The organism is Coleofasciculus sp. LEGE 07092, from assembly GCF_015207375.1.
Lineage (GTDB): Bacteria > Cyanobacteriota > Cyanobacteriia > Cyanobacteriales > Coleofasciculaceae > LEGE-07092.
Genome location: NZ_JADEWY010000050.1, coordinates 16379 through 41652, shown reverse-complemented (window position 1 = coordinate 41652; position 25274 = coordinate 16379). Strand labels below are relative to the sequence as shown.

Below are 25274 nucleotides of genomic sequence, written 5' to 3'. Positions count from 1 at the left end.
GAGCGGGGGAGCGGGGGAGCGGGGGAGCAATTGTTAACTCCAATCCGTAATAGGACAACTGATGTTCTCTGTCAGTTCCCCTGCAACTTAATCTCTATCCTGTTGCATCTTCCCAACTCCTCATCCAATAGAGGCTTGCTATTGAATAACCCGCACAATCCGACGGGTCAATTGTTTGAGCGAGAAAGCATTCTGCCTCTGTTGGAGCAATTTGCCCTAGTGGTTGTGGATGAAGCCTTTATGGATTTTCTGCCACCTGACCAACAGCAAAGCCTGATACCCTGGGTGCAAGACTATCCAAATTTGGTGATTTTGCGATCGCTCACCAAGTTTTACAGTCTCCCCGGACTGCGGCTGGGTTACTGCGTCGCTCACCCCGACCGACTCCAACGCTGGCAGCAGTGGCGCGACCCTTGGCCCGTCAACGTTCTAGCTGCCGCCGCCGGGATTGCAGTCGTGCAAGATCGAGACTTTCAACAACAAACCTGGGATTGGCTACCTAAAGCGCGATCGCAACTCTTCCAAGGTCTGACATCATTACCCGGATTGCAACCCTACCCCAGTGCCGCTAATTTTCTCCTGGTGTACTCCGAGCAATCTTGTTCGCGCCTCCAGGAAAACCTGCTCCAAGGCAGCCGGATTTTAATCCGCGACTGCCTGAGCTTTCCCGAATTAGGCGACAAATACTTCCGGGTAGCTGTGCGCACACTAGCTGATAACCAACGTTTATTAGACGCTCTAAATGCTGTTCTCAGTCATTAGTGGCAACAATCCGCTAGTCAGTGGTTAAAACCACCGTCTTATAGCTAAAGTCGTCTAAAGACGACTGCAACTGTAACGGATGTTTGTTTTTTTTCAATTGTTCTTTGTATAAAAAATATCAATGACGAATGACCAATGACTAATAACTCATGACTGTTGAATACGACTTAATTGTTATTGGTGGCAATCCGGTCGGTATCCATGCCGCCATTGCTGCTACTCAGTTAAATGCTCGTGTTGCTCTGGTAAACCCCCAGTCTATCCAAACCAACGGGTTTGGTCATGGGGCAATATACCACCAAACACTGACTCAGGTGGGGCGTATTGTCCAACAGGTAAGAGATGCTCCTCAATTTGGCATCTATTCTTCCATCGCGGACTCTACTCAACAGGCAGCAGTTCCCTCCGTACAATTGACGCAGGCAATGCAGTGGGCTAGTGCCGTCGTCTCCACCTGTTCGGAACTGACGGCTGCCCCTGTGTTAGCCTCTTTGGGTATTGATGTAATTGCCGGAGATGGTGAATTTTGCCGACTCCCTCACTTAGGTTTTGTTGTCAACAACCGACGTCTCCGGGGACGGGCTTATCTGATTGCAACAGGTTCTCGTCCAGAGATTCCTGATATTGAAGGGTTATCTAGCATTAGCTACCTCACCCCTGCAACTTTCTGGCATCAAGAGACGGTAGAAGCAAGGGAGAAGGAGAGTGGAAAAACCCAACATTTACAAGGTAGCTGGGTGGTTATGGGTGGCAATTCTCTAGGCATCGAACTGGCTCAGACCCTAACACGGCTAAATTGTCAAGTCACGCTAGTCATTAGCGAATCGAATATTTTGCCAGAAGAAGACTCAGAGGCTTCTCGGTTGATACAAGCTCAATTAGAAGCAGAAGGAATTCGAGTACTCACTCAGAGTCCGGTGACTCAAGTCAGGCAGATTGAGAATAAAAAGTGGGTTCAGGCAGGAAATCGTGCCCTTGAAGCCGATGAAATTTTAGTGGCTACTGGTCAACAGCCGAATATTGAAGCGTTAAATCTGGAAGGAGTGGGGGTGAAGTTCTCCCAAGACGGTGTAGAACTCAATGAGAAACTGCAAACCACCAACCCCCGCATCTATGCTTGTGGTATTCACGGAGGTGGCTATCACCCCCATATTGCCGAGTACGAAGCCAGCATCGCCCTAAAAAATGCCCTGTTTTATCCCCTGTTTAAAGTGAATTATCGGGGGATTCCCAGAACAGTCTTTACTGAACCCCAGCTAGCACGGGTAGGTTTGACAGAAGCTCAAGCCAGAGAGCAATACGGCAAAGATGTCTGGGTCGTGCGGCAGTATTTCAAAACCCTGGAAAAAGCGCAGCTACTAGGAGAAACGACTGGGTTCTGTAAATTTGTCGTTCGTCGCAGTGGGGAAATTTTGGGCGCATCTATTGTTGGGGCACAAGCAAGCGAGTTGATTGGAGCGATCGCTCTGGCAATGCAGCAGAACATTAAGATGGGTGCGATCGCAAACTTGCCCCATGTTTCTCCCACCTTCTCAGAGATTCTGCAAAAAACTGCCCAAGAGTGGCGGCAGCAACGGTTAAACCATAACAGATTGTTAAAGAACGTCTTGGAAAGCTTCTTTCACCTGCGCCGCAACTGGTCTTAGTAAGGATTAAGTTACAGTTTCTCACCCATCCTATCGGAAATCTTAATATTACCGAGTTATTTCCGTTTTTTACCGAGTTTTTTACTTTTTGAGCTTAATCTCTGAGAGGAGTCCAAAAAAACAGACTACTCACTGGGGTGTAACGCCAATTCACTTAAACAGGGAAAGTATTTAGAAGCTGGATTCCCTCAGAAATGGGGTAAACCACTCGCTTTCCAGGCTCCAAGATTTCAAAAAGACTTGTAGGAGGTATCGTAGTGAGACTGAAGATCGTTGCTTTTTCATTGATGTTGGGATTGGCATCCATTTTAGGAGCTTGTCAGGGTGGTGAGACAGGGGGCGAGATCGAGGCACCTGCTGAGGATGTTGCGCCTGCAGACGAAACGGGAGGCATAGAAGAACCACTTCCAACAGAAACAACTGAAACTCCCGCAGTTCCAGAAGCTGGGGATGAAGAGGCTTCACCTATTGATGGAGCAGTTGAAGAATTACCGATGGATGCTGAAGAGTCACCCATGGAAGCTGAGGAATCACCCTCACCTTAATAACATAAAGAACTAACAGTTTACTTGGGGGTAACAGGTCGTCTTGAGCAAAAGGTATAAGGCATGAGAATTTTACTAGTGGAGGACGATGAGCGTATCACCGATGCCCTTGCCGAAGACCTCACCGACCAGCATTACGCAATCGACGTGGCTTATGACGGAGAAGCGGGTTGGGATTTAGCTAGTGCTTTTACTTATGACTTGATTTTGCTCGACATCATGCTGCCCAAGATAGATGGGGTTACGTTGTGTCGGCGACTGCGCTCTCAAGGCTGTTGTACTCCCGTGCTGATGCTGACGGCACGGGACACCATTAACGATAAAGTCGTAGGACTTGATGCAGGTGCAGATGATTATCTGGTCAAACCCTTTGACTTACAAGAATTATCTGCACGCATTCGAGCGTTGCTCCGCCGAGGGGGTTCCACATTACCCCCCATACTGGAGTGGGGAAAGCTGCGGCTTGACCCGAGTACCTGTGAAGTTTTTTATGAAGACCGCCTCTTGCCACTCTCTCCCAAGGAATACTCTCTGCTAGAATTTTTCCTACGCCACGGTCGTCGTGTGTTTAGCCGAGCTCAAATCCTCGAACACCTGTGGCCCTTCGAGCGATTACCAGAAGAAGCTACGGTTAAAGCTCACATCAGGAGCTTGCGGCAGAAACTGGAATCAGTAGGCGCTCCCTCCGATTTGATCGAGACAGTTTACGGTCTGGGTTATCGTCTGAAAGAGCACATCTAACTCCGGTTATCAATCAATGTTTCAAAATTTGCGCTGGCGTCTGCTGCTGTCTTACCTCATGGTAATGGCAGCAATTTTAAGTATATTCGGCACGGGAGTCTATATCTTTGTCAGCCGCAATCTCTACCGCCAACTGGATAAAAAGTTGCTAACGTTAGCACAAGCAGCGGCTCCCTCTTTTACTGATGTAGAAATTAAAGGAAGTCGATACCTCGAACAGGTTGATGCAGTTCCCTGGCGTGATATTTTCAACCGAGACCAACAAAGTTTGGAATGGTTTGACGCTAAGGGTAAACTTTTGGCAAGTCGAGGAACTCTCGATCTCAACTTTAGACTCAGCGTTGGTTCGCAGACGTTAGAGCGGTGGCAAAAGCCGAAGCAAATTCGGATTTACACGATTTCCGTTTTTAAGGATGGCTCAAACCCAAACCAGCCGAACCTAGAAGGTTATATTCGGGCGAGTCAGTCTACTGAGGATATAGAAACTGTTCAAAGCCAAATGCTTTGGGGGTTGGGCATGGGAGGAATGATGGCTTTGGGACTGGTTAGTTTAGGTGGGCTTTGGCTGAGTCAGAAAGCTATCGAACCGATTGAGCAAAGTTTTCAGCAGCTTAAACAGTTTACTGCTGATGCATCCCACGAACTACGCAGTCCTTTAACTGCCATCAAAGCGTCCGTTGATGTCATGCGGAATCACCCAGAGCGAATTCATCCCAAAGATGCCAAAAAGCTAGCCGCCATTGCTAGTGCCACCGCTCAGATGAGTCATCTCACAGAAGATTTACTTTTTTTAGCGCGAACTGATGGTACGGTGTCAACCCCTGTACGCGATCGCATACCCATCCCCCTCAATAAAATTTTGCAGCATTTGGTGGAATTGTTGGAACCCTTTGCCCAAGATAAAGATGTTGCTCTCCAGTCTCAGTGGTTTGCCAATCTATCGGTGATGGGAGATGAAACCCAACTCACTCGTTTATTTTCCAACTTGCTAGAAAATGCCCTCCAATACACACCTCCTGGCGGCAAAGTCATTCTGACTCTCGCCAAACACAATCGCTTTGCCCTAGTCAGTATTAAGGATACCGGCATTGGAATTGAGCGAGAACATTTACCCTTTGTTTTCGATCGCTTCTGGCGTGCAGACAAGGCACGCTCTCGTCGAGAGGGGGGGACTGGGTTAGGATTAGCTATTGCTCAAGCGATCGCTCAACGCCATGGGGGAAAAATCACTGTCACCAGTCAAGTTGGGTGCGGTAGCTGCTTTCAGATTCGTCTACCAACTGTTTAAGCCATCAGGTGGGGAAAAGGTTAAAGGAGAACAGAATTCTGTGACAGTTGTTCCCTCAACTTGCACTAGGGAGATAATTTGGCTTTTTTAGCACGATTTTCCTTATACCACTGAGCGACAGCAGGAGACCATTGTTCAAAATGAACATACAGAAGTTCGCATAACTTTTGTGCTTCTAGTTGAGCATCTTTTTTCCATCTCAAGTCTAAAAGATGCATGAGCGATCGCATATTGCAACTGAGGACAAAATGCTGTCTGGCATCGAAGGGAATCAATCCTCTGGCGTGTTCTTCTGAAAGCCCTTCGTCAATTCGCTTTTTATACTGTTTGCACGCCTCTAAACACCACGTCAGATCTTCGTTACGTTGTTCTTCAGAGTAGAGGTAACGCTTGCCTTGGCGGTTAGTGTAGTTTCCCAGGGGACGCAAGTAAAAAATGTCTTCGACATCTTGCTTACCTTCGGCAACACTAATGATTCTGGAGCCTGTATAGCGGAAGGATTGAACATCAAAACTAACCCCAACACGATGAGTGCGAACTTGCTGCATCATCGAATGGGGAAAATAGCCGACATTAAAGGTAATCTGCGGATGTTCTAGAGGACCATAATGACCGCGATCGCCTGATAAGAGATGCTTGACAATCAGTTCACCAGCCTGTTGTTCATTGGGCCAGCGATCGCGACTATCCCAAACATACTGCTCTGAATAATCTTGGTGCATTGCCGCCCAAACCACTTGTTGAGGATTAGATGTGGCAGCAATGACCTCAACGCAAAATCTTTCCACCTTATTCAACCTGTACAATTGTTTTCTTGAGTTTGTAGATAGTGTTTTAAGCTTTTGTTTTTAGCACTCAAACACGAGCAATAATTACAGATTCTGGCTGATCCTGATACTTACCGCTACGAGTTTCATAGCTAACCGAACAGGATTCTCCTTCCAGAAACATCAACTGTACTATTCCTTCATTCGCGTAAATGCGACAGTCAGCACTGGAAGAGTTAGATAATTCTAAAGTCAAATAACCTCGCCAAGCTGCCTCAGCCGGAGTTACATTTGCGATGATTCCACAGCGAGCATAAGTACTCTTGCCGATGCAAATTACTGTCACATTTTCCGGTATTTCTAGCCTTTCAAGGGCGACTCCCAGACCATAGGAGTGTGCAGGGAGAATAAAATAGCTACCATTGGCATCAGTATAGAGTTTTGTCTGCTCCAAGTTTTCAGGATTAAAGTTCTTGGGATCGACTACAGTGCCTGGAATATGTCTAAAAATGCGGAACTCTACTGGTGAGAGCCTGATGTCATAACCAAAGCTGCTTAAACCAAATGAGATTACAGGTAAATCATCAACACGGCGAATTTGCTTAGGCTCAAAGGGTGTAATCATTCCCTTGTGAGCCATCTGATCAATCCAGGTATCGTTTTTAATCACAACTTGACGAAATAATCTTAACCAGCATACTAGGATAACTTGAATAGAAACCAGAAGCAGAATAAGACAAAGTTCATCCTTTTAAAGCTGATGACTCCGACGAATCTCTGTAATTTGGTCAGCGATATTGAGAACCGCTTCGGGCATCTGCGGTCCTGTCAGAATGATATCAACATAGCTGGGGCGTTTTTCCAGAAATGCTAAAACTTCAGTGAGTGGGATTAAGCCAAAGTTAATCGCCAAACTCAATTCATCCAGAACAACTAACGAGTACTTCCCTTCAGACACCACATCTTGGGTGTACTGCCACAACTGCTTTAAGGCTTGATGCTCTGCCTCATCTAACTCCGGTGTGTCAATGTAACGGGGCAAATCGCAGCGAATCCAATCTAGGTACTGCCCCAAACGCACTGGATGCTCATGCCCCTGTCCGATGCCTCCTTTGAGGAACTGAACCACCAAAGCTGGAGTACCTTGACCTGAAATTCTCAGGGCTTGAGCCATCACGTTGGTAAAAAAGCTGCGGTGGGAGCTGGTGAATACTTGTACGAGTCCTTCAACACTATAGGAGAGGTGAAAAGCTGACTTAAGAGCAGGAGCTTCTAACTGGGAAACCATAGTCAATACTTGGGGGGCAACAAACCTCAGTAGCTAATGATACAGTTGTTACAAATCGTAGATGCCGCGAACAAGATATAGCGTACTTTAGAGGGTAGACTACCTAGTCAAGCACTACATCTATGCGTCCGTCAAGAGCTAGAAGATAAGTTTTAATCCCTGAGAATTAGTGGGAGAATGACATTCGTGAGTGTAGAGACAGTCTAGAGGTAAGATTCGTGCAAAATTTATAGACAATTGTAAAGGCTACAAACGTAGGAGTTCTTAATTGTGAGACTGGTGATTCTGGGGGGTCCGGGTTCAGGGAAAAGCACACAGGCTCGATGGGTGTGCCACCAACTAGGTATCTCTGAGATTTCCACTGGTAACATATTGCGAAAGGCGATCGCCGCTCAAACCGATTTGGGTCGTAAAGCGCAGCCTTATGTTGAAAAGGGAGAGTTAGTGCCTGATGAAATCTTGATTGAATTCATGCGCCAACGTCTTGTGCAACCTGATACCGCTAAGAGATGGCTGTTAGAAGGCTACCCCCGCACGGCTTTTCAGGCAGAAGAATTAGATTTTTTACTGGAGGATTTCAATCAGCAACTCGACTGGGCAATTTACTTAGAAGTCCCTGAATCAGTGATGATGAGTCGTTCAGTTAAGCGTTCAACTCCTCCAGATGGAAGTTCCAAGGGAGGGAGTTCGCGCCTAGATGATCACCCAGAAATCGTAGAGCGTCGTATTCATCTATTCTACGAACGGACTGTTCCCATTTTGGAATACTACGGATATCGTCAGAAGCTGTTAACTATCAACGGCAATCAACCGCGAGAGCAAGTCCAGCAGGATATTTTGGCAGCCCTCGGCAGCTAATGACAACAGTAAAGTAACCCATAACCCACAACTAAGCCTATGTCTTGGCAGCGTCTTGATCATCGGCAATCCGACGAGCTACGTCCCATCAGTTTTGTCCGAGAATTCACGAAATTTGCCCCAGGTTCCGTCTTAACCAAGTGCGGTGATACCCAAGTGCTTTGTAATGTCACAATTCAAGAGGGAGTGCCTAGGTTTTTAGAAGGCACAGGCAGCGGTTGGCTGACGGCGGAGTACCGGATGTTACCAGCCGCCACACTTCAACGCCAAAGCCGGGAATTACTCAAATTATCAGGTCGCACTCAAGAAATTCAGCGACTGATCGGACGCAGTTTGAGGGCGTCTCTAGACTTTAAAGCCTTAGGAGAATACACAGTAACGGTTGATGCCGACGTGCTACAGGCGGATGCAGGAACTCGAACCGCTTCGATTACAGGGGGATATGTAGCTCTTGCCGACGCCCTGGATAAACTGGTGAAAACAGGACAGTTAGAGCGATCGCCCCTACGCCACCAAATTGCGGCTGTCTCTGTAGGACTTTTAGATGGCGAACCCTTTTTGGATTTGAACTATACAGAGGATGTAGCCGCTACCGTTGATTGCAATATCGTGATGAACGAGCAGTTGCACATCATTGAAATTCAAGGAACAGCCGAGGAGGAAAGTTTTAGCCGCACGCAGCTCAATCGGATTGTGGACGTAGCCGAAAAAGGAATTCGGGAGCTACTAGAGGTTCAGCGTCGTACCCTTACAGACTGCGTTTAACGTAATGCTGATTCGATTTGGGCGATCGCTTCTGCGGGTGACATCTCTCCAGAAACGACAGATATAATTCCAGGTAGGTATTTATCCACTGTCAATACATTGGTATAAACTAGCTGTTTAAATGCTTCTAAACTCAGAAGGCTATCCTGAATATCAATACTGGTTTTGTAGCGAATTTCTCCGTCATCAAAGCTGAGTTCAAAGTTACCGATAATCATGCCATAATTAGCTCTAGCAATGAACTCTCCTAAAGTCCGACGTTTAGCTTTAGTCACTTTGACAGGGCAAATTGAGTAAAAGACAAATTGTTGCTGGTGTTCTCTGACTCTAGCGTAGCAGTCCCATTTTCCATTTTTACCTTGGAAAGCGAGGCGTAAGGTTTGTTGCCCTTGAATTGGCTGAAATTGCCAATCCTGTTCTTTGAAGAAGTTGATGATTGTCTCAAAAAGGCTTTCGGCTGAAGTCACTTCTTCGGCAATATCAGAGATGCTATCAGTTAATTCGGCAAAAGCTTGGCTCATTTCCTCAATCGTTTCAGAAACGACCTCTTCAGTCATTTCTGAGATACTATTTGTCAACTCTTCAAAAGTCTTAGTCATTTCCTCAATAGCCTCAGAAATGACACTTTGGGATGCTTCTGAACCATTCGTATCAACCCACTCTTTGGCAAAGTTATTCATTGCTTCATTCAGCTTTTCGTTGTCAATGCCATCCTGGGTGATAAAGGAGGGCTTAAGATAAGCCCAGAGGGTGCGGTAGCCCGTCTCACCTGTCTCCTGTTCTTGTTTTACTTGCAGGGTGTACCAACTATAGATGGATAGTATGGGATGCTTGGGCTGTTCCCGACTGAGGTGCTGGAGGTAGGTTGCTACTTGGTTTGCGTCTGTGGCGTGTTTTGCTAGTTGCGGTAGTAATGTCGGATCTAAACTAACTTCGATTTGGATGTCAGGTGAGGTTTGAAAGGCTTCACTAGAGAGGGGACTACGGATTTCTGGTTTGAGGTTGAATAAGGTTTCAGTGTCAATGCGTTTGTAGAGTTCTGGGTTGACTTGGAAGCTGAGACGGCACTCGCTGATTTTGTCAACTTGTTTGGTGAGTGCTAGATTTACTGCACGCACGGTTAGAGACTCTTTTGAATCGTCGTGTAGTGTTAGTTCGCTATTTAGGTGACAATGTTCACTTTTTGCGTCCATATGGGGTTTTCAATAATGATGACTAAGAACAAGCTACCCTCATCCCCACCCAGCTAAAGCGATACTCCATTTCCGCACAACCGCGAGCGGCTGAACGGCAACCTGTTGCAGAACCCATCCACGTTCCACCACGCAACACGCGACAATTTTTGAAATCTAACCAATAATCATTCTGGTTGTTAATAAACTCTGCTCCTCCTGGGTAGGGAAGATACTTACTCTGACACCATTCGCCGACATTTCCATGCATATCGTACAGTCCAAAGGTATTGGCGACCTGAAAATATGCAACTTCTGTTGTGTGTTCGCATTTGTTGCCTTGGGGAGCTGCGCCATAGGTGAAACTGCCATCATAGTTAGCAAGGTTTGTGGTAATAGTTTGACCAAAGTGAAAGGGTGTGGTTGCTCCAGCACGGCAAGCATATTCCCATTCTGCCTCTGTGGGTAGGCGATACGGTTTGCCTGTTTTCTGGGATAAACGATAACAAAACTCTAGAGCATCAAGATAAGATATTGAGTCTACAGGTCTATTTAATCCTTTGAATTCTGAGGGGTTTGGTGGTAGGTCGTATTTGACTTTGGGATAGGAGGCGACTAATTGCCACTGAGCTTGATTTATGGGATACTTACCTAAGTAGAATGGCACGATTTTTACTTGATGTCGTGGCTGTTCTTGAGGTTCTGTCCCTTCCTCATCCTCTGGCGAACCCATTAAAAATGTCCCTCCGGGAATAGATGCCATTTCTAGACTAACTCCCTCACCCAAATCTTCTTTGATGCATTTATTTTGTTGTCGAGTTCGCTGAATGATTTGCCCGTGGGAATCAACAGTGACGACATTGAATTCAAAAATTTCTTCGTTCATAGTCGTAATACTTGTAAAAGTATGAGAGCTGGTTAGCTATCAAATCTTAAGATTTCAGGGCAATTGTTTAACGATATTTTCTGATAGACGGTGAGCCTTGTTTAGGGTCTGGCAGATCGTATACTTGCCCATCTTCAATGTAATAGGGATGCTTGCGTCCAGATATATTGGAGTAGGGAAAGTTAGCTGCTGAATTGCTTACAATCGGGTTGGTTTCATCATCCGGATCGATCCAGAAAAGTTTCTCTTGCTCGATCCACTGAGTCAAGTCATACTCTTGAGCATCACAACGAGTGCCTTCAATTGTATAGTCCTCATCATAATCAGTATCTTCTATCTCTGTATATCCTATGCGAGCAAAGGGAACGCAGAATTCGCTTTTTGGCGGCATCTGCTGAGTAAAGTAAGCTGTCCAATAGACGGTATATTGTTCAGCCACAGGCAGACTGTGAATTACCGCCACCATTGTGGGGAGATTTAAGACACGGGGCTTGACAAAAGGAACTTCGGCTGCAATTGTGATTCTTTTATTGAAAGCTCCGGGAGCAGGCTGACGTGTCTCAATTGGTTGGTGTCCGTGCAGGTTTAAGGCTCCATCTAGACAGAACAAGTGGGAACAGCCTCTGATGTCGTCGTTTCCGGTACGACCATCCCCATAGTTTTGATACCAAACTCTCTCCCGTAAGCTAATGATGGTAGCAAGCTGCCGAATGGGTTTGTTGCAGTAAGGACATCGCGAAACCAGTACCCAAGGATAGAAGACACTTTGCTGTGCGATCTGCATCTGCTCAAAAAGTACTGTTGCCTCTGGACTCTGTAGTTTCGCGTTATGAAGCCACTCATAATACAAGGCTTCATAACAACTCTTACTTTCCAGAAAATCCGCTATCAGCCTGTCTGGGTTGTAAGTGTGGTTTGGCGGAAACTCAAAATCTGGTTTTGGCATGATTGTTTACCTAGCCTAATGGTTAAATTTAGATAGGTAAGTAGGCGGCAACAGGAAATTCATAACCCAAAATCTTATAAAGCATTGGTACGTCGCGGATGGGGATAGTATAACTTCGACCCTTAATTGTCAGAACTGTCCTACCATCATCCACACCAATGATCTTTTCAATCTCTAGCTTGAAATTCTGTTCGCCTATGCTGTTTCTATACCTCTGAACTAGGGACTTAAGCTGCTCTGTACTTCGAGTCTTCAGCTCTTCCAGTGGGATACCCGTAGAGCGAGAAACCTTCTCTAATAATTTATCCGCCAAGAAGGGAATTTGTGCGCCATGCTGAATGTCAGTAGCAGCACTGGGAAATTTAAAGGCAGAGCCTTCTAATTCCAAAGCTCCAATGCCCTTACGTTCAGTGCTAAATGCTTCTAGCAATGCATTAAAGAGTTCAGGTTTTTCTTGGGCAATCCTCTTGATATCTGCAATGCTATTCAGTTTTCCATCCCGTGAGAGTACAGCCAGAAGATCGATATCTGACCCGACAACCTTACCTTCCCATCCAGGTAGGAAGTTACCTTGTTCATCGAGTATATTTTTGATATCCTCCAAATAATAGGTTTTCCCGCCATCGGGACTAACTGCCAGGTACTGTACTTGCTTTCCGTCTCGATACAAACGCGCTCCAACCATACCATTCTTCCCACGAGAGGTACTGACGGGTGGGGTATACATTGAGGATATTGATGTCGTTACTTTACCTTCTGGAAGCGGTATTAGCTGCTCGCTGTTTTTCAAAACGTTGTAGTCTGCTGGCTTGAGTCCTGTAGCCTGTTCGCTGGGCAAAAGTTTTAGGGTTCCAGCACTATCTTCTGCAAACGCGAAAGACTGATAGTTGCCATCCACCTTGATTGTTACTTCGTAAAAACCCGTATCGGGATTGGGGCTGGGACCAGCATTCTTAGCTAGATCTTTGATTTGCATAGATGTCCCCGATGGCACTTCTATGGTTGCCGTTCCTGGTTTCGGTAGAGTTCTTTGCCGTAACCCCTTAGCATGAGCTGGATTACTCGGTCTCATCATCAGGGCTAGTTTCCGCAATTCTGAATCTTGAGCAATATTCTCCAGCACTTCCTTGGGAATACCCAGAGAATTTAGGTCGCGGATTTGTTGAGAATTACTGAGATAGCGAGTGTATTGTCCGGAGAACCATTGGGTCAGGAATCTGTTGACGGCTTCTGGATAAGCGCTGCCATATTCTCTGACTAGTCCCTGAATATCAAGCCCCTTGACTTTACCAGGATTATTAGCAGCCCATTGAATCCAATCCTCAGCCGTTTTAGGTAGATCATCTATTTTCTTGGCAATAGTTTTCAGACGTTTTGGACTAAATACATTGTACAAGTCCAAAAATTCATCCGACCATCCCTGAGCTTTAGCAGTTTCCCGCAGACGAGGAAGTGATTGTTGTAGATCTTGAACAGATATACTGCTTTGATTTTTTATGCCAACAACGATCGCCTCTTGTCCTTCATGCTCGATTACGTCACCAACTCGCTTACGCCCTTGCCCTTTAAAACTGACTTCCTTGAGACTGCCATCAGCTAGCAAAATCCAAGGATTAATATGACCCAAAAGCTGAATTCGCAGCCCCTGCCGTCTAATCTTAAACTTGTTGAAACGTAACTTGTTACTTAGTCGCTCTGCTAGATCATCAATAGATTTCGCTCCCTTAGCAAACCCACCTTTAACTCCTTGTAGCATAATTTTGCCATTTTTGAAGGTCGTCTTGGCTCCTTTAACTCCAATTTCACCCAACTCTTTGATACTCTTAGCCGTCGCTTTGACCGTTGTCTTAACCGAGGTTGCTGCGGCTTTGGTAGCTCCTTTAATGCCACCCTTGAGCGCTTTGATGACAGCACCTGCACTAAAGAGTAAGGCAAAAACTAACTCGATCGCACCAACCGCTACCGCACGAGCTAAACTCTTGGCGGCACCAGCGATTTCACCTGCCCAACCTTGGCTCACATAATTGCCAATATGCCCTGCAATTTGAGCTAAAGATACGCCAACCATGACAGCCCCCAAAATCTGGAGCAGGGGGGGGACGGCTGCCATCACTGCACCACCTGTGATAATGTTGGCAGCAACGAAACCTGTAATTCCCGCGATCGCACCTGCCAGTAACTTACCCCAATTCGCCGCAAACCACTGCTGAATCCCCTGCTTGAGCTGGTGAAATAGATATTGCGATCGCTGTCCGGGACTGAGCGGTCCGATTGTTTTCATAGAAGCAGGAATGTCACCCTGTTTGGCAGATTCACCTGACTTGTGCGTTCCTTCTGCACCTTCAACCTTCTGTGTCATCATTTGCTCAAGTTTGGCTTGAGCTGTTTGCTCATCGTCGCAGCATCCACCGACAGCCGCTTCATTACCAGCAATCCCTTCAGCCAATGTTATTCCTGCTGGTGCTTGTCCAACCAACTCTGCTTTAATTGCCTCCATGGAGTTAGCTGGGTCATTCGATTCACCAAACTCAACCTCACCACCGTCTGACAGATTCGTGGAAGCCAGGAACTCAGGATCTACATCAAAGGGCGCAACCTGCTCTACAGCGATATCATTATCTGTGAACTCAGTTTTGTTCAACATCTCTGCCGATGCACCGCCCCCTGAAACTGTAGCTGGGGCAGCGTTCTCCGCTATTGCTGGGGCATTACAGGTAGCACAATCGTCCTGAGTCCGTTCAAAGGGTAAAGGTTGAGTGACATCCATACCCATGACTTCCTCAGACATTTGTCCCCAGAAGTGATCGGGCATCTGTTTGGCAGCAGATACTAGATGACCGATTTTTTGCATCACTTCTAACAAGGCGTTAATGACTGCACCAACAGCGTCAATGACGGCGTTGTAAATGGCTTGGAGAGCAGCTAGTAGTGTATCCAAGGTATTTGCCAGGAAACCCAGAACAGCGGAAACACCTTTCTTCAACAAATCCGCCGCCGCATTGACAGCTTTAACCGCTTTGTTAATCGCCTGGTCAATCTTAGCAGTAATCTTCTTGGCGATGTTTGGGAAAGCCGCAAAAACAACCTTTACTAAGCCTTTAAGAATCTCGCCAAAGCCTTTGATTAACCCGACAATCGCTTGACGAGCCAAATCAATTGCCGCAACTGCCAGTTTTTTGGCTGCCTCAAAGATAGCTTTAACTGCTTTGCGTAAATTGTCATAGATAAAGTTAACCGCTTGTTTGAGTCCATCAATCAGGGCTTTGGCTTTCGATTTTACCCAACCCCAGAACCCACCGGATTCTTTCTCCGCCTCTTGTTTTTTCTTCCCGGCTTCAGAGTCAGCTTTCTGTTTTTCAGCTTCAGCTTTCTGTTCAGCTTCTTCTAAGTGCTTGCTTGCTTCTTTCTCACCTTTACTTTTCTCTTCCCCTTTCTCTTTCCCCGCTTGATATTTCTCTTGTTCAGCGCCAATCTTTTCTCTCAAAAATGGACTCAGGGATTGATTTAAGCCACCAACTAATTCCCCTGGAAGAGCAGGTGCTTCTCCAATCTTTCCAGTAGGAGCCGCCACTGCTGAAAGTTCTTTATTGGCTTTGAGGGTTTCGTTACTTGCTTCCGGGAAGATTTTTTTCTCACCAAAGTCTTGGTTAATATCTTGAGCTGCTTTAGCTTTTACCTGCTGCACCTGCTGACTGGATTGAGTCTGAGCCGCAGCCATCTGCGAGGGGTCAGCTTCACCTGTCAAATCCACGTTGGGGCGTTCTCCAGCACTGGTGCTAACTTGATTGGTATCTAAGCTGACATTTGCTAAGGCATTTTGAGCGCTCTGACTGAGAGCGGGGTCTGATTCCCCTTCTCCAGCAACATTCCCTCCTGCTAACTGTGTCGCCGTTGCAGGTGGAGGCAGGGGAGCTTCTGGTACTTTTGAGTCATACTTTAAACTGTCTTGACCCGCTTTCTTTACCCCAGCATCACCAACAGGAGCTGCCTTGACAACCGCCGCATTCTCAGCCGCTGTTTGCGCTGCTTTGCCAGATTCAGCCGATTTTTGAGCGGGTAATCCTGTGGGTGCGGGAATTTCTGGAATTGTTTCTTGGACGTTTTGCCGTTGTTTCTCTAACGCTTTTGCAGAAGCCGTTTGTGCCTGGGCGTAGGTGGCAATAGATTGGGTGGCGGGTGTATTTTTTAGCTGTTCAAGAATCTGACCAGGGTCTTCAGCACTAATTGGAACAGCCTCTTGGGGAATGGGGGTATTTCCTTGACCTCCCGCACCTCCACCTAAGTTAGCTTCAGAGCCTGTAGAAGTAGTGATGGCTGGCGAGGGTGGGGGAGTTTTAGTGCTACCTGTGTTTTCTACTGGGGTTTCTATTTCTAGTTGTTGTTCTGTTCCCGTGTCTGTTTCAGTGGACTTATTCTCCTCAACAGCATTGGAATTGTTTGTTTGTGTAGAGCCTGTTGGGATTTGGGAGGTAGTTTTTTCTAGCTTGCCATTGACATTTGAATTAACCTGTGATTCACTTTTCCCTAGCTGGGTTTCCAAAGAGCGATCGCTCAGTGTCTTAGCCTCAAGGGGTATAGTTCCTGCCCCTTCTACTACTACCTTCTGCTGCTCTTTGTTCGAGGTAACTTTAGCCGATTCACTCTCTAACTCTAATTTCTTTGCCTCAAGAGTTTCGGGTTGGGCTTGTGCTTCTTTTGACCAGGATGGCGATTCCCGATTCGAGGTAAATTCAGGGGTTTTGCCTGAATTTTGCTGCTCCTCTAAAGACTCAAGTTCTTCCTCTTGTTGCTTGAACTCGCTATCTTGTCGCTCCGTGAGAGCCTTTTGTTGAACTGTTTGACCTTGGCTGAATTGCTGAACCTTTAGTTGGTTCAATAGAGGATTAGTTACTGGTGCTGCCTGCTGTTGATACGGATTCGTTAAGCCACCGTAGGTAAATTTTGGTTGAATCGGTGGTGGTGGTGGTGGCGTACCTGGAGGATTGACAGGGATTTTTAGAAAATTGTGACTCAAACGGGATGAGCGTTCGAGTTGCTCTCTCGTCTCGGGTGTTTTCTGCTGGGGTAAAGACAGCTTCTGAACTGGGAACGGACGTGACTGCAATGGATTTGGCGCTGGTGTCTCATTGGATTGAGCAGGAGCTTTTTTCGACAGATACACTTGATCAGACATCGCCAGCTTCCTCTCTGTCATAGCCGCTTCTATTCACAACTCCCAACTCCTGCCAGAAGTCTAATAAAATAACCAACCCTAACTTAGAGTAAGTTAGGGTTGGCTTAAACGGATAGTCTGAGTCTCTGTACCCAGATTGAGAACTCTCACTCAATCCGGTTTATATTTCTTAAATGCTAGGGTTACATTATGACCACCAAACCCAAAGGAATTGGACAGCGCCACTTCAACTGTCTGTTGACGACTCTTGTTTGGCACGTAATCGAGGTCACATTTCGGATCAGGATTTTCTAAATTAATGGTTGGGGGAATTTGGTCATTGGCGACTGTCATGACTGCGGCAACCGACTCAATACCGCCAGAGCCACCCAAAAGATGTCCCGTCATAGATTTGGTCGAGCTAACTGCCACCTGATAAGCATGATCACCTAGCGCTTTTTTAATCGCCGTCGTTTCCGTCGGGTCATTCACTGGCGTGCTGGTGCCGTGGGCATTGACGTAGCTCACCTGCTCCGGACTCAAACTCGCATCTTTCAGCGCTAACTGTATTGCTCTAATGGCACCTTCCCCATCTGGACTTGGCGAAGTCATGTGATAGGCATCACAGGTCATGCCATAGCCGACAATTTCTGCATAAATCCGAGCGTTGCGACTTAGGGCATATTCGAGTTCTTCCAAAATCAGGATTCCGGCTCCTTCACCCATCACAAACCCATCCCGATCGCGGTCGAACGGACGGCAGGCGTGTTCTGGGTCGTCGTTCCGGCAAGAAAGCGCCCGTGCTGCCGCAAATCCAGCAACTGATAAGGGAGTAACCGCCGCTTCCGTACCGCCGCAAATCATGGCTTGGGCATACCCCCGTTGAATCAGCCGAAAGGCATCTCCGACAGCGTGCGCTCCAGAGGCACAGGCACTTACCGTGCAGGTATTGGGTCCTTTGGCACCGGTGTGAATGGCGGTCAAACCCGCTGCCATGTTGGCAATCATCATCGGAATCATAAAGGGGCTGCATCGATCGGGTCCGCGAGTCAGATAGATCTCTTGCTGGTCTTCTAAGACTTTAAGACCTCCCACTCCGGTGCCTATGACAACACCCACCTGTTCTGCGTTCAGTTCGTTAATGACAAACTGGGCGTCAGCGAGAGCGTCCTTGCTGGCAGCCACCGCAAATTGAGCAAAGCGATCCATACGCTTTGCTTCTTTACGATCCATATAGTCGTGAGGATTGAAACCCTTAACCTCACCAGCAATTCGACAGGTGTGTCGAGAAGGGTCAAATAAAGTAATCGGACCAATTCCATTACGTCCGGTCAACAACCCTTCCCAGTACTCAGCGAGATTGTTGCCAATCGGTGTAATCGCGCCGAGACCTGTAACAACAACCCGTTTTTGTTCAAAGTTTGTCATGATACTTGTACACCAGGGTAACTACCCCCAGAACGCAGAACTTTCTGTAACGATCAACAGCTATATTAAGCAGCAGCTTCGACTTTAGAGCTAATGTAGTCCACAGCAGATTGAACTGTGGCAATCTGCTCGGCTGCCTCATCAGGAATTTCAATATCGAACTCTTCTTCTAACGCCATCACGAGTTCAACCGTATCCAGAGAGTCAGCGTTGAGATCGTTAGCAAAGTTTGCCTCCGGCTTCACATCACCGGGATCAACTTCTAACTGCTCTCCTACTATTTTTTTGACTCTCTCAAAAATCTCTTGGTTCATCAACTATTCCTCAACCCAGTCGCTAGTAATTTATCAAGTGGTGTTACTTTGTGCTTGCGCATCTTCTCATCTTATCCGAAAGAGCGATCGCTCTAACCAGAGATGGTCGCTTCGGGAACTGGCACCCGATTATACCGTCCCAGCTATCCATTCGAGAAAGATTAGCAGGTATTGCCTCCTCATTGTCAAGCGATCGCGCTTAAACTCTCAGGGCAATCGTTCAATTACACTAGACATCTCCAATAATTAATCTAAAACCCTTATAAAATTTGGACTGAAGTTTAATTGATGGAGATGTCTCATGGAATGGGACTCTAGTCACGAAGGGTAGGGAATCGCTTAACTCTACCCCTAACGACTGTTAACCACCACAGCCTCTGATGTTTTATCTTGCAGCAAACCTGTCAACAGCGAAGCCGGACGCTGAGTATGGGGCCACGCAAAGGCATGGCGGAACGCGGCATCCTGGCAGGCTTGTAACTGCTCAAAATCAATCACATCCTGAGTCAGCAGGTTTTCATACTCAAACGGCAGGCGCACGTTGTGCAACCCGGCGTTATCCGTGCAAATGGCAATATCTACACCTGCATCAAAACAACGGTCAAAAACCACCTTGAGTTGACGCAGGTCATTTAGAGTACCCGTTTTTAAGTAAGTTGTAGGACAAACTTCCAGGCATTGCTGTTGATCAGCTACTTCTTTTAACAATTCTGGATATTTTATAGGAATGTGGATACCGTGACCAATCCTCATTAAATAAGGAAGCAATTCTGGATAACAGCCTTCGGTAGTTTCGTAGAGATGACCCGTTGTTTTCAGACCCAGCGATCGCGCATACTTGTACAATCTCACAAATTCATCCAAACGCTCGGCATAGTGGGCATCTCCCCCTGCCAGATCCACCCCACACACATACTCTTTCCCTTGGGCAGCTAACTCTACAATCGCTTTATTTACCTCATAGGGTAGGCGCGAGTGCATACAGAGAATTTGGCTGATGACAATCGGATAGTCCTTAACCCGACTAGCTTGACCTACAATCTCAATAATCTCTGCCATCTGCTCGATCCGCTCAGACTGACTCAACTGTTCAGACGTTCGCAAATAAGGGGTGTACCGCAGCTCCAAATAGGCTAAATTTTCAAAGATGTAAGCTCCCCGAATCAGGCGATAGATAAAATAAGGTAGCGTTTGAGCCGTTTGCACGCTTTCTACTAAGGTGTGCAGTTCCAGATACTCATCAAGTGTGCTGCGCGATCGCGTGTAAAACTCCTCAAATTCGGGATATTCTGGAAAGCGGTGCGCTAGGTCAGTCGTTTGGCGTTGGAAGTACCGCCAAAGAATCCGAGGGACAACCGAACCGCCTAAGTGACGATGTAACTCAGCATAGAGTGCCATATATTTTGATTACCTCTTAAAGGTTATGTTGACAGGGGTCACAACCCCTGCTCATAATGGTGATTTGTGTAAACTTTAGCGTTTTTAACAAACCCTTGGCTAACGTTGTTGTAATCGGTGCCCAGTGGGGCGACGAAGGGAAAGGTAAAGTCACCGACTTACTAAGCAAGTCCGCAGATGTCGTCGTCCGTTACCAGGGGGGGGTCAATGCTGGACATACCGTTGTCGTACAGGGTCAAACCTTTAAACTGCACTTGATTCCCTCTGGGATTTTATATCCAGATACGGAGTGCATTATTGGTTCTGGCACAGTCATCGACCCTCAAGTTTTAATTGCCGAACTCGACCAACTGGAGAGCTTAGGCATTTCTACCAAAAAGCTGCTGATTTCCGAAACTGCCCACGTAACGATGCCTTACCATCGGTTAATTGACCAGGCATCGGAAGAGCGGCGCGGAACCCATAAAATCGGCACCACGGGTCGTGGCATTGGTCCGACTTATGCGGATAAATCGGAGCGGATTGGTATTCGAGTCGTTGATCTTATCGATCCAGAAATCCTAAAAAAACAGCTCAACTGGACGATTAACTATAAAAATGCCATTCTCGAAAAGCTCTACAATTTGCCGGCGCTAGAGCCAGATACGGTGATTGAGCAGTACCTGGAGTATGCTGAACGGTTGCGTCCCCATGTCGTAGATTGTTCCCTGAAAATTTACGACGTGATTCAACAACGACGCAATATTCTATTTGAAGGCGCTCAAGGGACGTTACTGGATTTAGATCACGGGACGTATCCCTACGTTACCTCCTCGAATCCCGTTGCTGGAGGTGCTTGCGTGGGCGCAGGTGTTGGACCGACGACCATTGATCGCGTAATTGGCGTGGCAAAAGCCTATACCACCCGTGTGGGTGAAGGTCCCTTTCCCACCGAACTCCATGAAGAACTTGGACAGTTATTATGCGATCGCGGTGCCGAATTCGGCACCACCACCGGTCGCCGTCGTCGTTGTGGTTGGTTCGACGCTGTTATCGGTCGCTATGCTGTACGCATCAATGGGATTGACTGTCTGGCAATCACAAAACTGGATGTGCTCGATACCCTAGAAGAGATAAAGGTTTGCGTCGCCTACGAAATAGACACTCAGCGCTGTCAAGACTTTCCCAGCAGCACTCGTCGATTTTCCCGATGCCAACCGATCTATCAAACCCTACCCGGTTGGCAGCAATCCACTGCTGACTGTCGGTCATTAGACGATTTACCCAAACAGGCGCTGGATTATCTCAAATTCTTGGCAGAACTGATGGCAGTACCCATTGCATTAGTTTCGTTAGGAGCTAGCCGCGACCAGACCATTATTGTCGAAGACCCGATCCACGGTCCCAAGCGAGCGCTACTAGATGCCAACGGCACCCCAGTAGCCTCAGGAGTCTGAACTTTTTCATTAGTTTTAGCAAAAGACTAATGACTCAATGACCACTAACCACCCCTTGAAAACCCATAAAAGCTACGGAAATGGAAGTTACAGTTGAATGTCAAAAGCGACCCGAAGGCAGTAAGCCTAAAGCCCTACGTCGAGAAGGTTTAATCCCGGCAACCCTTTATGGTCACGATGGAGCGGAATCTGTGGCTCTGACAGTAAGCGCCAAAGCAGCAGAAACTTTGCTCAAAAATGCTGATGTTATTAACCACACCCCCATTCAGGTCACTATTCCCGACCTGCCTTGGAGTGGAAAAGCACTGCTGCGAGAAGTACAAACCCATCCCTGGAAGAAGTTTCTCTATCACCTCAGCTTTTTCTCTATGGCGTCTCAGGATAGCGTCAAGATAGGCGTGCCTGTTCATCTGTTGGGAACAGCAGCAGGAGTCAAGAAAGGTGGTGTCTTAGAACACGTCATGAATGAAGTTCAAGTAGAATGTTCTCCAAATAATATTCCAGAATCGATTGAGGTAGATGTCTCTAACTTGGAATTAGGCGAAAGCTTGCATATTAATGAGATAGTTTTGCCAGAAGGCGTTACCATCAGTGATGATCCCCAGCGAACAGTCGTCAACATTCTAGGTACATCCGCTCTGGCATCCGATAGCTCTGAGGATTCAACAGCATCAGAAGCACCAGCAGTAATCTAAAACTTGGTGTCAGTGTATTCTTCTTCTCAAGTCAGGGAATCTAGTTGTCCCTGGCTTTTTGTATGTCACAGAAGAAGGAGGGGAAAACTGCGAAGATAATAAGCAATACAGACAAACAGACACAACACAAAGCACCATGTCTTCCCTACTTGAACAGATGAAACAACCGGGATTCTATCCCCACCCAGTCAAGACACCCATTGAGTTGATGCAAACTCACGTTTCTTACGTGTTCCTGACGGGGGATTACGCCTACAAAGTTAAGAAACCCGTTAATTTTGGATTTTTGGATTTTTCTACTTTGGAGCGTCGGCAGCATTTCTGTCAGGAAGAACTCCGGCTCAATCAACCCTATGCGCCAGAGATTTATCTGGAGGTTTTACCCATCACTCAAACCGATAGCAAGCTTGTTTTGGCAGGGGAGGGTGAACCCGTAGAATACGCCCTCAAAATGAGCCAATTTCCCCAAGATACCCTGTTGGTTAATCTGTTTGAGCAAAGCCAACTGACAGAAGCTCACATGGAAGAACTCGGGCGAGTGGTTGCTCAGTTTCATGCCCAAGCACCGAGCAATGATTACATTCGTAGCTTTGGGACAGTGGATAAAGTACGTGAGGCTCTTGACGAAAATTATAAGCAAACTAACAAATACATCGGCAGTGTTCAAACTCAACAACAGTACGAGGAAACCCAGGAATTTAGCGATCGCTTTTTTAAACAGCGTCAGGAATTGTTGTCAGCACGCCGGGAAAAGGGAGCGATTCGTGAATGCCACGGGGATTTACACCTGAGAAATATTTGCTTGTGGCACGATAAAATTCAGCTATTTGACCGGATTGAATTTAACGAGCCATTCCGCTTTGTTGATGTCATGTATGATGTTGCGTTTGCGGTGATGGATTTGGATGCGCGGGGGTGTAAAAATTTAGGCAATGCCTTTTTGAATACCTACGTGGAGCAAACGGGTGATTGGGAAGGGTTGCAAGTTCTGCCTCTTTATTTGAGCCGACAGGCTTATGTGCGAGCCAAGGTGACTTCTTTTTTGCTAGATGATCCGGAGGTGCCGGAGGATGCCAAACAGGAAGCCGCAGCTACGGCGGCTGATTATTATCGGCTGGCTTGGGAATATACCAAAACCAATCAGGGACGGTTAATGATAATGTCGGGTTTGTCGGGTTCTGGGAAAAGTACGGTAGCGCGGCGGTTGGCGCGGCATTTGGGAGCGATTCACCTGCGTTCGGATGCCGTGCGCAAACATCTAGCTGGCATTTCCCTAGATCAACAGGGAGGGGATGAGATATATACGCCAGAAATGAATCAGAGGACGTATGATCGCTTGTTAGAACTGGGCATTATGCTGGCTAGTCAGGGTTTCGCGGTAATCTTGGATGCGAAGTATGACCGACAGGCGTTAAGAAAAGAGGCGATCGCTCAGGCTCAAGCTCACCAGTTACCTCTACAAATTTTACACTGCATTGCCCCGGTAGAGGTGTTGTGCGATCGCCTCTCATCTCGCACGGGTGATGTGTCTGATGCCACAGCCAATTTGTTGGAAAAACAACGAGCAACGGCTGAAGCCTTTACAGAGGCAGAGCAATCGCTGGTAACTTCATTGGATACCACTCAAGATTGGGCATCCCAATTAGGACTTAAGAGTTAATTCCAGTGCTATTGTTATGGTCAAGTTGGGTAACAGGATTAAGTGAGTTGCCGATTACCAACGGTCAAGTATGATGAGTGGGTAAAGATATGAATAAACTCATACCAGGTTCCTCAGGTGGATTTTCAACGGCACTGAGACTTTGGTTGGTTTTCCTATTTGCCTTTGTCTTTTTGAGATATTCTGTACCCTTCAGTATCCTAGCTGGCGCTGTAGGTGGGTTCGCTGGTGGGTGGGTGTATGGTTGGTGGAAAACGAAAGACGAACCCCAGGAGGTAGAGCCTGAGGAAGAAGAGGAAACTGAAGACACTCCCGTCCGATTGAGAGGGTTGAAGTTAGCCAAACAGAGAAGAGATGCCAGAGCTAAGAGGCGATCTCAAAGTCGTCTCCCGTTGAGTCGATTGTTGAAGAGATAAGCGGGGCAGCCTCTTTCGATTAGCTGGTAAATTCTGATGCCACAATCATTGAGCCGATCCCTTCATCCGTCAAGATTTCCAGCAGCAGAGCGTGGGGAATACGACCATCCAAGATGTGGGCAGCTCGTACCCCTTGGGCGAGCGATCGCACACAGCAGGTGACTTTGGGAATCATTCCACCAGCAACAACACCCGTCTCAATCAAACTTCGGGCTTGTTGAATATCTAGTTTAGCAAGCAGGGTTGAAGGGTCTTTGTAATCCTGCAAAATTCCAGGGGTATCGGTGAGCAAAATTAACTTTTCTGCTCCCAACGCTGCTGCAATTTCACCGGCAACGGTGTCGGCATTGATGTTGTAGGCTTGACCGGTTTCGTCAGCGGCAACACTCGACACAACAGGAATGTAACCACTGTCTACTAGAGATTCAATGAGCTGGGTGTCTACACTGTTGACTTCTCCAACAAAGCCAATCCCCTTTCGACCTTCTGGACGGGCTTTGATGAGATTGCCGTCTTTGCCGCACAGTCCCACTGCTTTGCCACCGGCACGGTTAATTAGGGAGACTAATTCTTTATTCACCCGACCGACTAATACCATTTCCACCACATCCATCGTGGCAGCATCCGTGACTCGCAAGCCATCTTTAAATTGGGGTTCGATTCCCAGCTTATCTAACCAGCTATTAATTTCTGGGCCACCACCATGAACAACGACAGGACGCACACCGACGCAAGATAAGAAGACAATATCCCGGATTACTTTGTCTTTGAGGTTGCTGTCTTTCATCGCAGCTCCCCCGTACTTGACAACGACTGTCCGACCTGCAAATTGCTGGATGTAGGGTAGGGCTTCACTGAGTACCCGCACGCGAGTGGCTTCAGTTTCTCTGATAAAGTCGCATTCGTTTTTGTCGAGCATGGGCAGGTAAATTTACCATAAATAAAGATATCCCATGCAGTTTAAATCATTTTTTAGCCTCAAGGGTAGGATTTTACCCTTGTCAACAACTCTAATTCCCTCAGAATTTAGACCTCTCTCCAAACCTCTCTCCTGCAAGGTAGAGAGGCTTTGAATTCTCCCTTCTCCCTACTGTATTTTAAATATTTACCA

Annotated in this window: 24 protein-coding genes; 12 read left to right on the top strand and 12 right to left on the bottom strand. The window is 46.9% G+C overall.

Translation table 11 applies throughout. The annotated features are described in order from the left end of the window. The 5 genes from IQ257_RS14185 to IQ257_RS14165 all read left to right on the top strand — a co-directional run. The coding region (locus IQ257_RS14185; protein WP_193933070.1) for a pyridoxal phosphate-dependent aminotransferase at positions 1-762 on the top strand (762 nt) is incomplete at its 5' end. A gap of 149 nt (positions 763-911) precedes the next feature. After that, positions 912-2408 carry a dihydrolipoyl dehydrogenase family protein gene (locus IQ257_RS14180; RefSeq protein WP_193873798.1) on the top strand — a complete coding sequence of 499 codons (1497 nt, stop codon included), beginning with the start codon at positions 912-914 and terminating at the stop codon, positions 2406-2408. A 257-nt stretch (positions 2409-2665) separates the two neighbouring features. Beyond that, positions 2666-2953: a hypothetical protein gene (locus tag IQ257_RS14175; protein WP_193873799.1), complete on the top strand. Its 288-nt coding sequence runs from the start codon at positions 2666-2668 to the stop codon at positions 2951-2953. 63 nt (positions 2954-3016) lie between these two features. Further along, positions 3017-3694, top strand: coding sequence for a response regulator transcription factor (locus IQ257_RS14170; RefSeq protein ID WP_193873800.1), 678 nt, complete (start codon positions 3017-3019; stop codon positions 3692-3694). 16 nt (positions 3695-3710) lie between these two features. Then, the gene (locus tag IQ257_RS14165; RefSeq protein ID WP_193873801.1) at positions 3711-4982 is read left to right on the top strand and encodes a sensor histidine kinase; all 1272 of its coding nucleotides are present in this window, start codon (positions 3711-3713) and stop codon (positions 4980-4982) included. A 65-nt stretch (positions 4983-5047) separates the two neighbouring features. Here the strand turns inward: IQ257_RS14165 and thyX are convergent, their stop codons facing one another. The 3 genes from thyX to IQ257_RS14150 all read right to left on the bottom strand — a co-directional run bounded on the left by thyX (position 5048) and on the right by IQ257_RS14150 (position 7037). Further along, on the bottom strand, positions 5048-5770 hold the full coding sequence (gene thyX / locus IQ257_RS14160; RefSeq protein ID WP_193873802.1) for an FAD-dependent thymidylate synthase: 723 nt from the start codon (positions 5768-5770) through the stop codon (positions 5048-5050). Positions 5771-5837: 67 nt separating this feature from the next. Beyond that, the gene (gene dcd / locus IQ257_RS14155; RefSeq protein WP_193873803.1) at positions 5838-6419 is read right to left on the bottom strand and encodes a dCTP deaminase; all 582 of its coding nucleotides are present in this window, start codon (positions 6417-6419) and stop codon (positions 5838-5840) included. Between the two features lie 81 nt (positions 6420-6500). Next, complete coding sequence (locus IQ257_RS14150) at positions 6501-7037, bottom strand: P-loop NTPase family protein (RefSeq protein ID WP_193873804.1); 537 nt, start codon at positions 7035-7037, stop codon at positions 6501-6503. A gap of 270 nt (positions 7038-7307) precedes the next feature. Between IQ257_RS14150 and IQ257_RS14145 the strand changes: the two genes are divergently transcribed. Beyond that, entirely contained in the window at positions 7308-7895 is a 588-nt protein-coding gene (locus tag IQ257_RS14145; protein ID WP_193873805.1) for an adenylate kinase family protein, read from the top strand. 39 nt (positions 7896-7934) lie between these two features. Further along, a complete protein-coding gene (gene rph / locus IQ257_RS14140; protein ID WP_193873806.1) occupies positions 7935-8660 on the top strand; it encodes a ribonuclease PH in 726 nt (241 codons plus the stop codon). On the opposite strand, the gene IQ257_RS14135 is transcribed toward rph, so the two are convergent. The 7 genes from IQ257_RS14135 to acpP form a co-directional block, all read right to left on the bottom strand. Continuing rightward, complete coding sequence (locus IQ257_RS14135) at positions 8657-9778, bottom strand: YbjN domain-containing protein (RefSeq protein WP_322744331.1); 1122 nt, start codon at positions 9776-9778, stop codon at positions 8657-8659. The genes rph and IQ257_RS14135 overlap by 4 nt on opposite strands. A 97-nt stretch (positions 9779-9875) precedes the next feature. Then, on the bottom strand, positions 9876-10718 hold the full coding sequence (locus tag IQ257_RS14130; RefSeq protein ID WP_193873808.1) for a formylglycine-generating enzyme family protein: 843 nt from the start codon (positions 10716-10718) through the stop codon (positions 9876-9878). 67 nt (positions 10719-10785) lie between these two features. Further along, a complete protein-coding gene (locus tag IQ257_RS14125; protein WP_193873809.1) occupies positions 10786-11664 on the bottom strand; it encodes a hypothetical protein in 879 nt (292 codons plus the stop codon). A 28-nt stretch (positions 11665-11692) separates the two neighbouring features. After that, positions 11693-16837, bottom strand: coding sequence for a hypothetical protein (locus IQ257_RS14120; RefSeq protein ID WP_193873810.1), 5145 nt, complete (start codon positions 16835-16837; stop codon positions 11693-11695). Continuing rightward, positions 16830-16991: a hypothetical protein gene (locus IQ257_RS14115; protein WP_193873811.1), complete on the bottom strand. Its 162-nt coding sequence runs from the start codon at positions 16989-16991 to the stop codon at positions 16830-16832. The genes IQ257_RS14120 and IQ257_RS14115 overlap by 8 nt, the downstream gene beginning before the upstream one ends. Next, on the bottom strand, positions 16988-18244 hold the full coding sequence (fabF, locus tag IQ257_RS14110) for a beta-ketoacyl-ACP synthase II (protein WP_193873812.1): 1257 nt from the start codon (positions 18242-18244) through the stop codon (positions 16988-16990). The genes IQ257_RS14115 and fabF overlap by 4 nt, the downstream gene beginning before the upstream one ends. 65 nt (positions 18245-18309) lie before the next feature. Then, positions 18310-18558 (bottom strand): acyl carrier protein, encoded by a 249-nt coding sequence (gene acpP / locus IQ257_RS14105; RefSeq protein WP_193873813.1) that lies wholly within the window; start codon positions 18556-18558, stop codon positions 18310-18312. 50 nt (positions 18559-18608) lie between these two features. Here acpP and IQ257_RS14100 point away from each other — a divergent pair, with 50 nt between their 5' ends. Then, a complete protein-coding gene (locus tag IQ257_RS14100; protein ID WP_193873814.1) occupies positions 18609-18761 on the top strand; it encodes a hypothetical protein in 153 nt (50 codons plus the stop codon). 148 nt (positions 18762-18909) lie between these two features. Here the strand turns inward: IQ257_RS14100 and IQ257_RS14095 are convergent, their stop codons facing one another. Continuing rightward, positions 18910-19956 (bottom strand): adenosine deaminase, encoded by a 1047-nt coding sequence (locus IQ257_RS14095; protein WP_193873815.1) that lies wholly within the window; start codon positions 19954-19956, stop codon positions 18910-18912. Positions 19957-20051: 95 nt separating this feature from the next. Here IQ257_RS14095 and IQ257_RS14090 point away from each other — a divergent pair, with 95 nt between their 5' ends. From IQ257_RS14090 to IQ257_RS14075, 4 genes are all read left to right on the top strand, one after another. Next, positions 20052-21392, top strand: coding sequence for an adenylosuccinate synthase (locus tag IQ257_RS14090; RefSeq protein WP_193873816.1), 1341 nt, complete (start codon positions 20052-20054; stop codon positions 21390-21392). Positions 21393-21472: 80 nt separating this feature from the next. Next, positions 21473-22087 carry a 50S ribosomal protein L25/general stress protein Ctc gene (locus IQ257_RS14085; RefSeq protein WP_193873817.1) on the top strand — a complete coding sequence of 205 codons (615 nt, stop codon included), beginning with the start codon at positions 21473-21475 and terminating at the stop codon, positions 22085-22087. Between the two features lie 136 nt (positions 22088-22223). Next, complete coding sequence (locus IQ257_RS14080; RefSeq protein ID WP_193873818.1) at positions 22224-23747, top strand: AAA family ATPase; 1524 nt, start codon at positions 22224-22226, stop codon at positions 23745-23747. 89 nt (positions 23748-23836) lie between these two features. Further along, positions 23837-24163, top strand: a complete 327-nt coding sequence (locus IQ257_RS14075) for a hypothetical protein (RefSeq protein ID WP_193873819.1) — start codon at positions 23837-23839, stop codon at positions 24161-24163. Between the two features lie 19 nt (positions 24164-24182). On the opposite strand, the gene argB is transcribed toward IQ257_RS14075, so the two are convergent. Continuing rightward, positions 24183-25082, bottom strand: a complete 900-nt coding sequence (gene argB / locus IQ257_RS14070; RefSeq protein WP_193873820.1) for an acetylglutamate kinase — start codon at positions 25080-25082, stop codon at positions 24183-24185. Between the last annotated feature and the right edge of the window lie 192 nt (positions 25083-25274).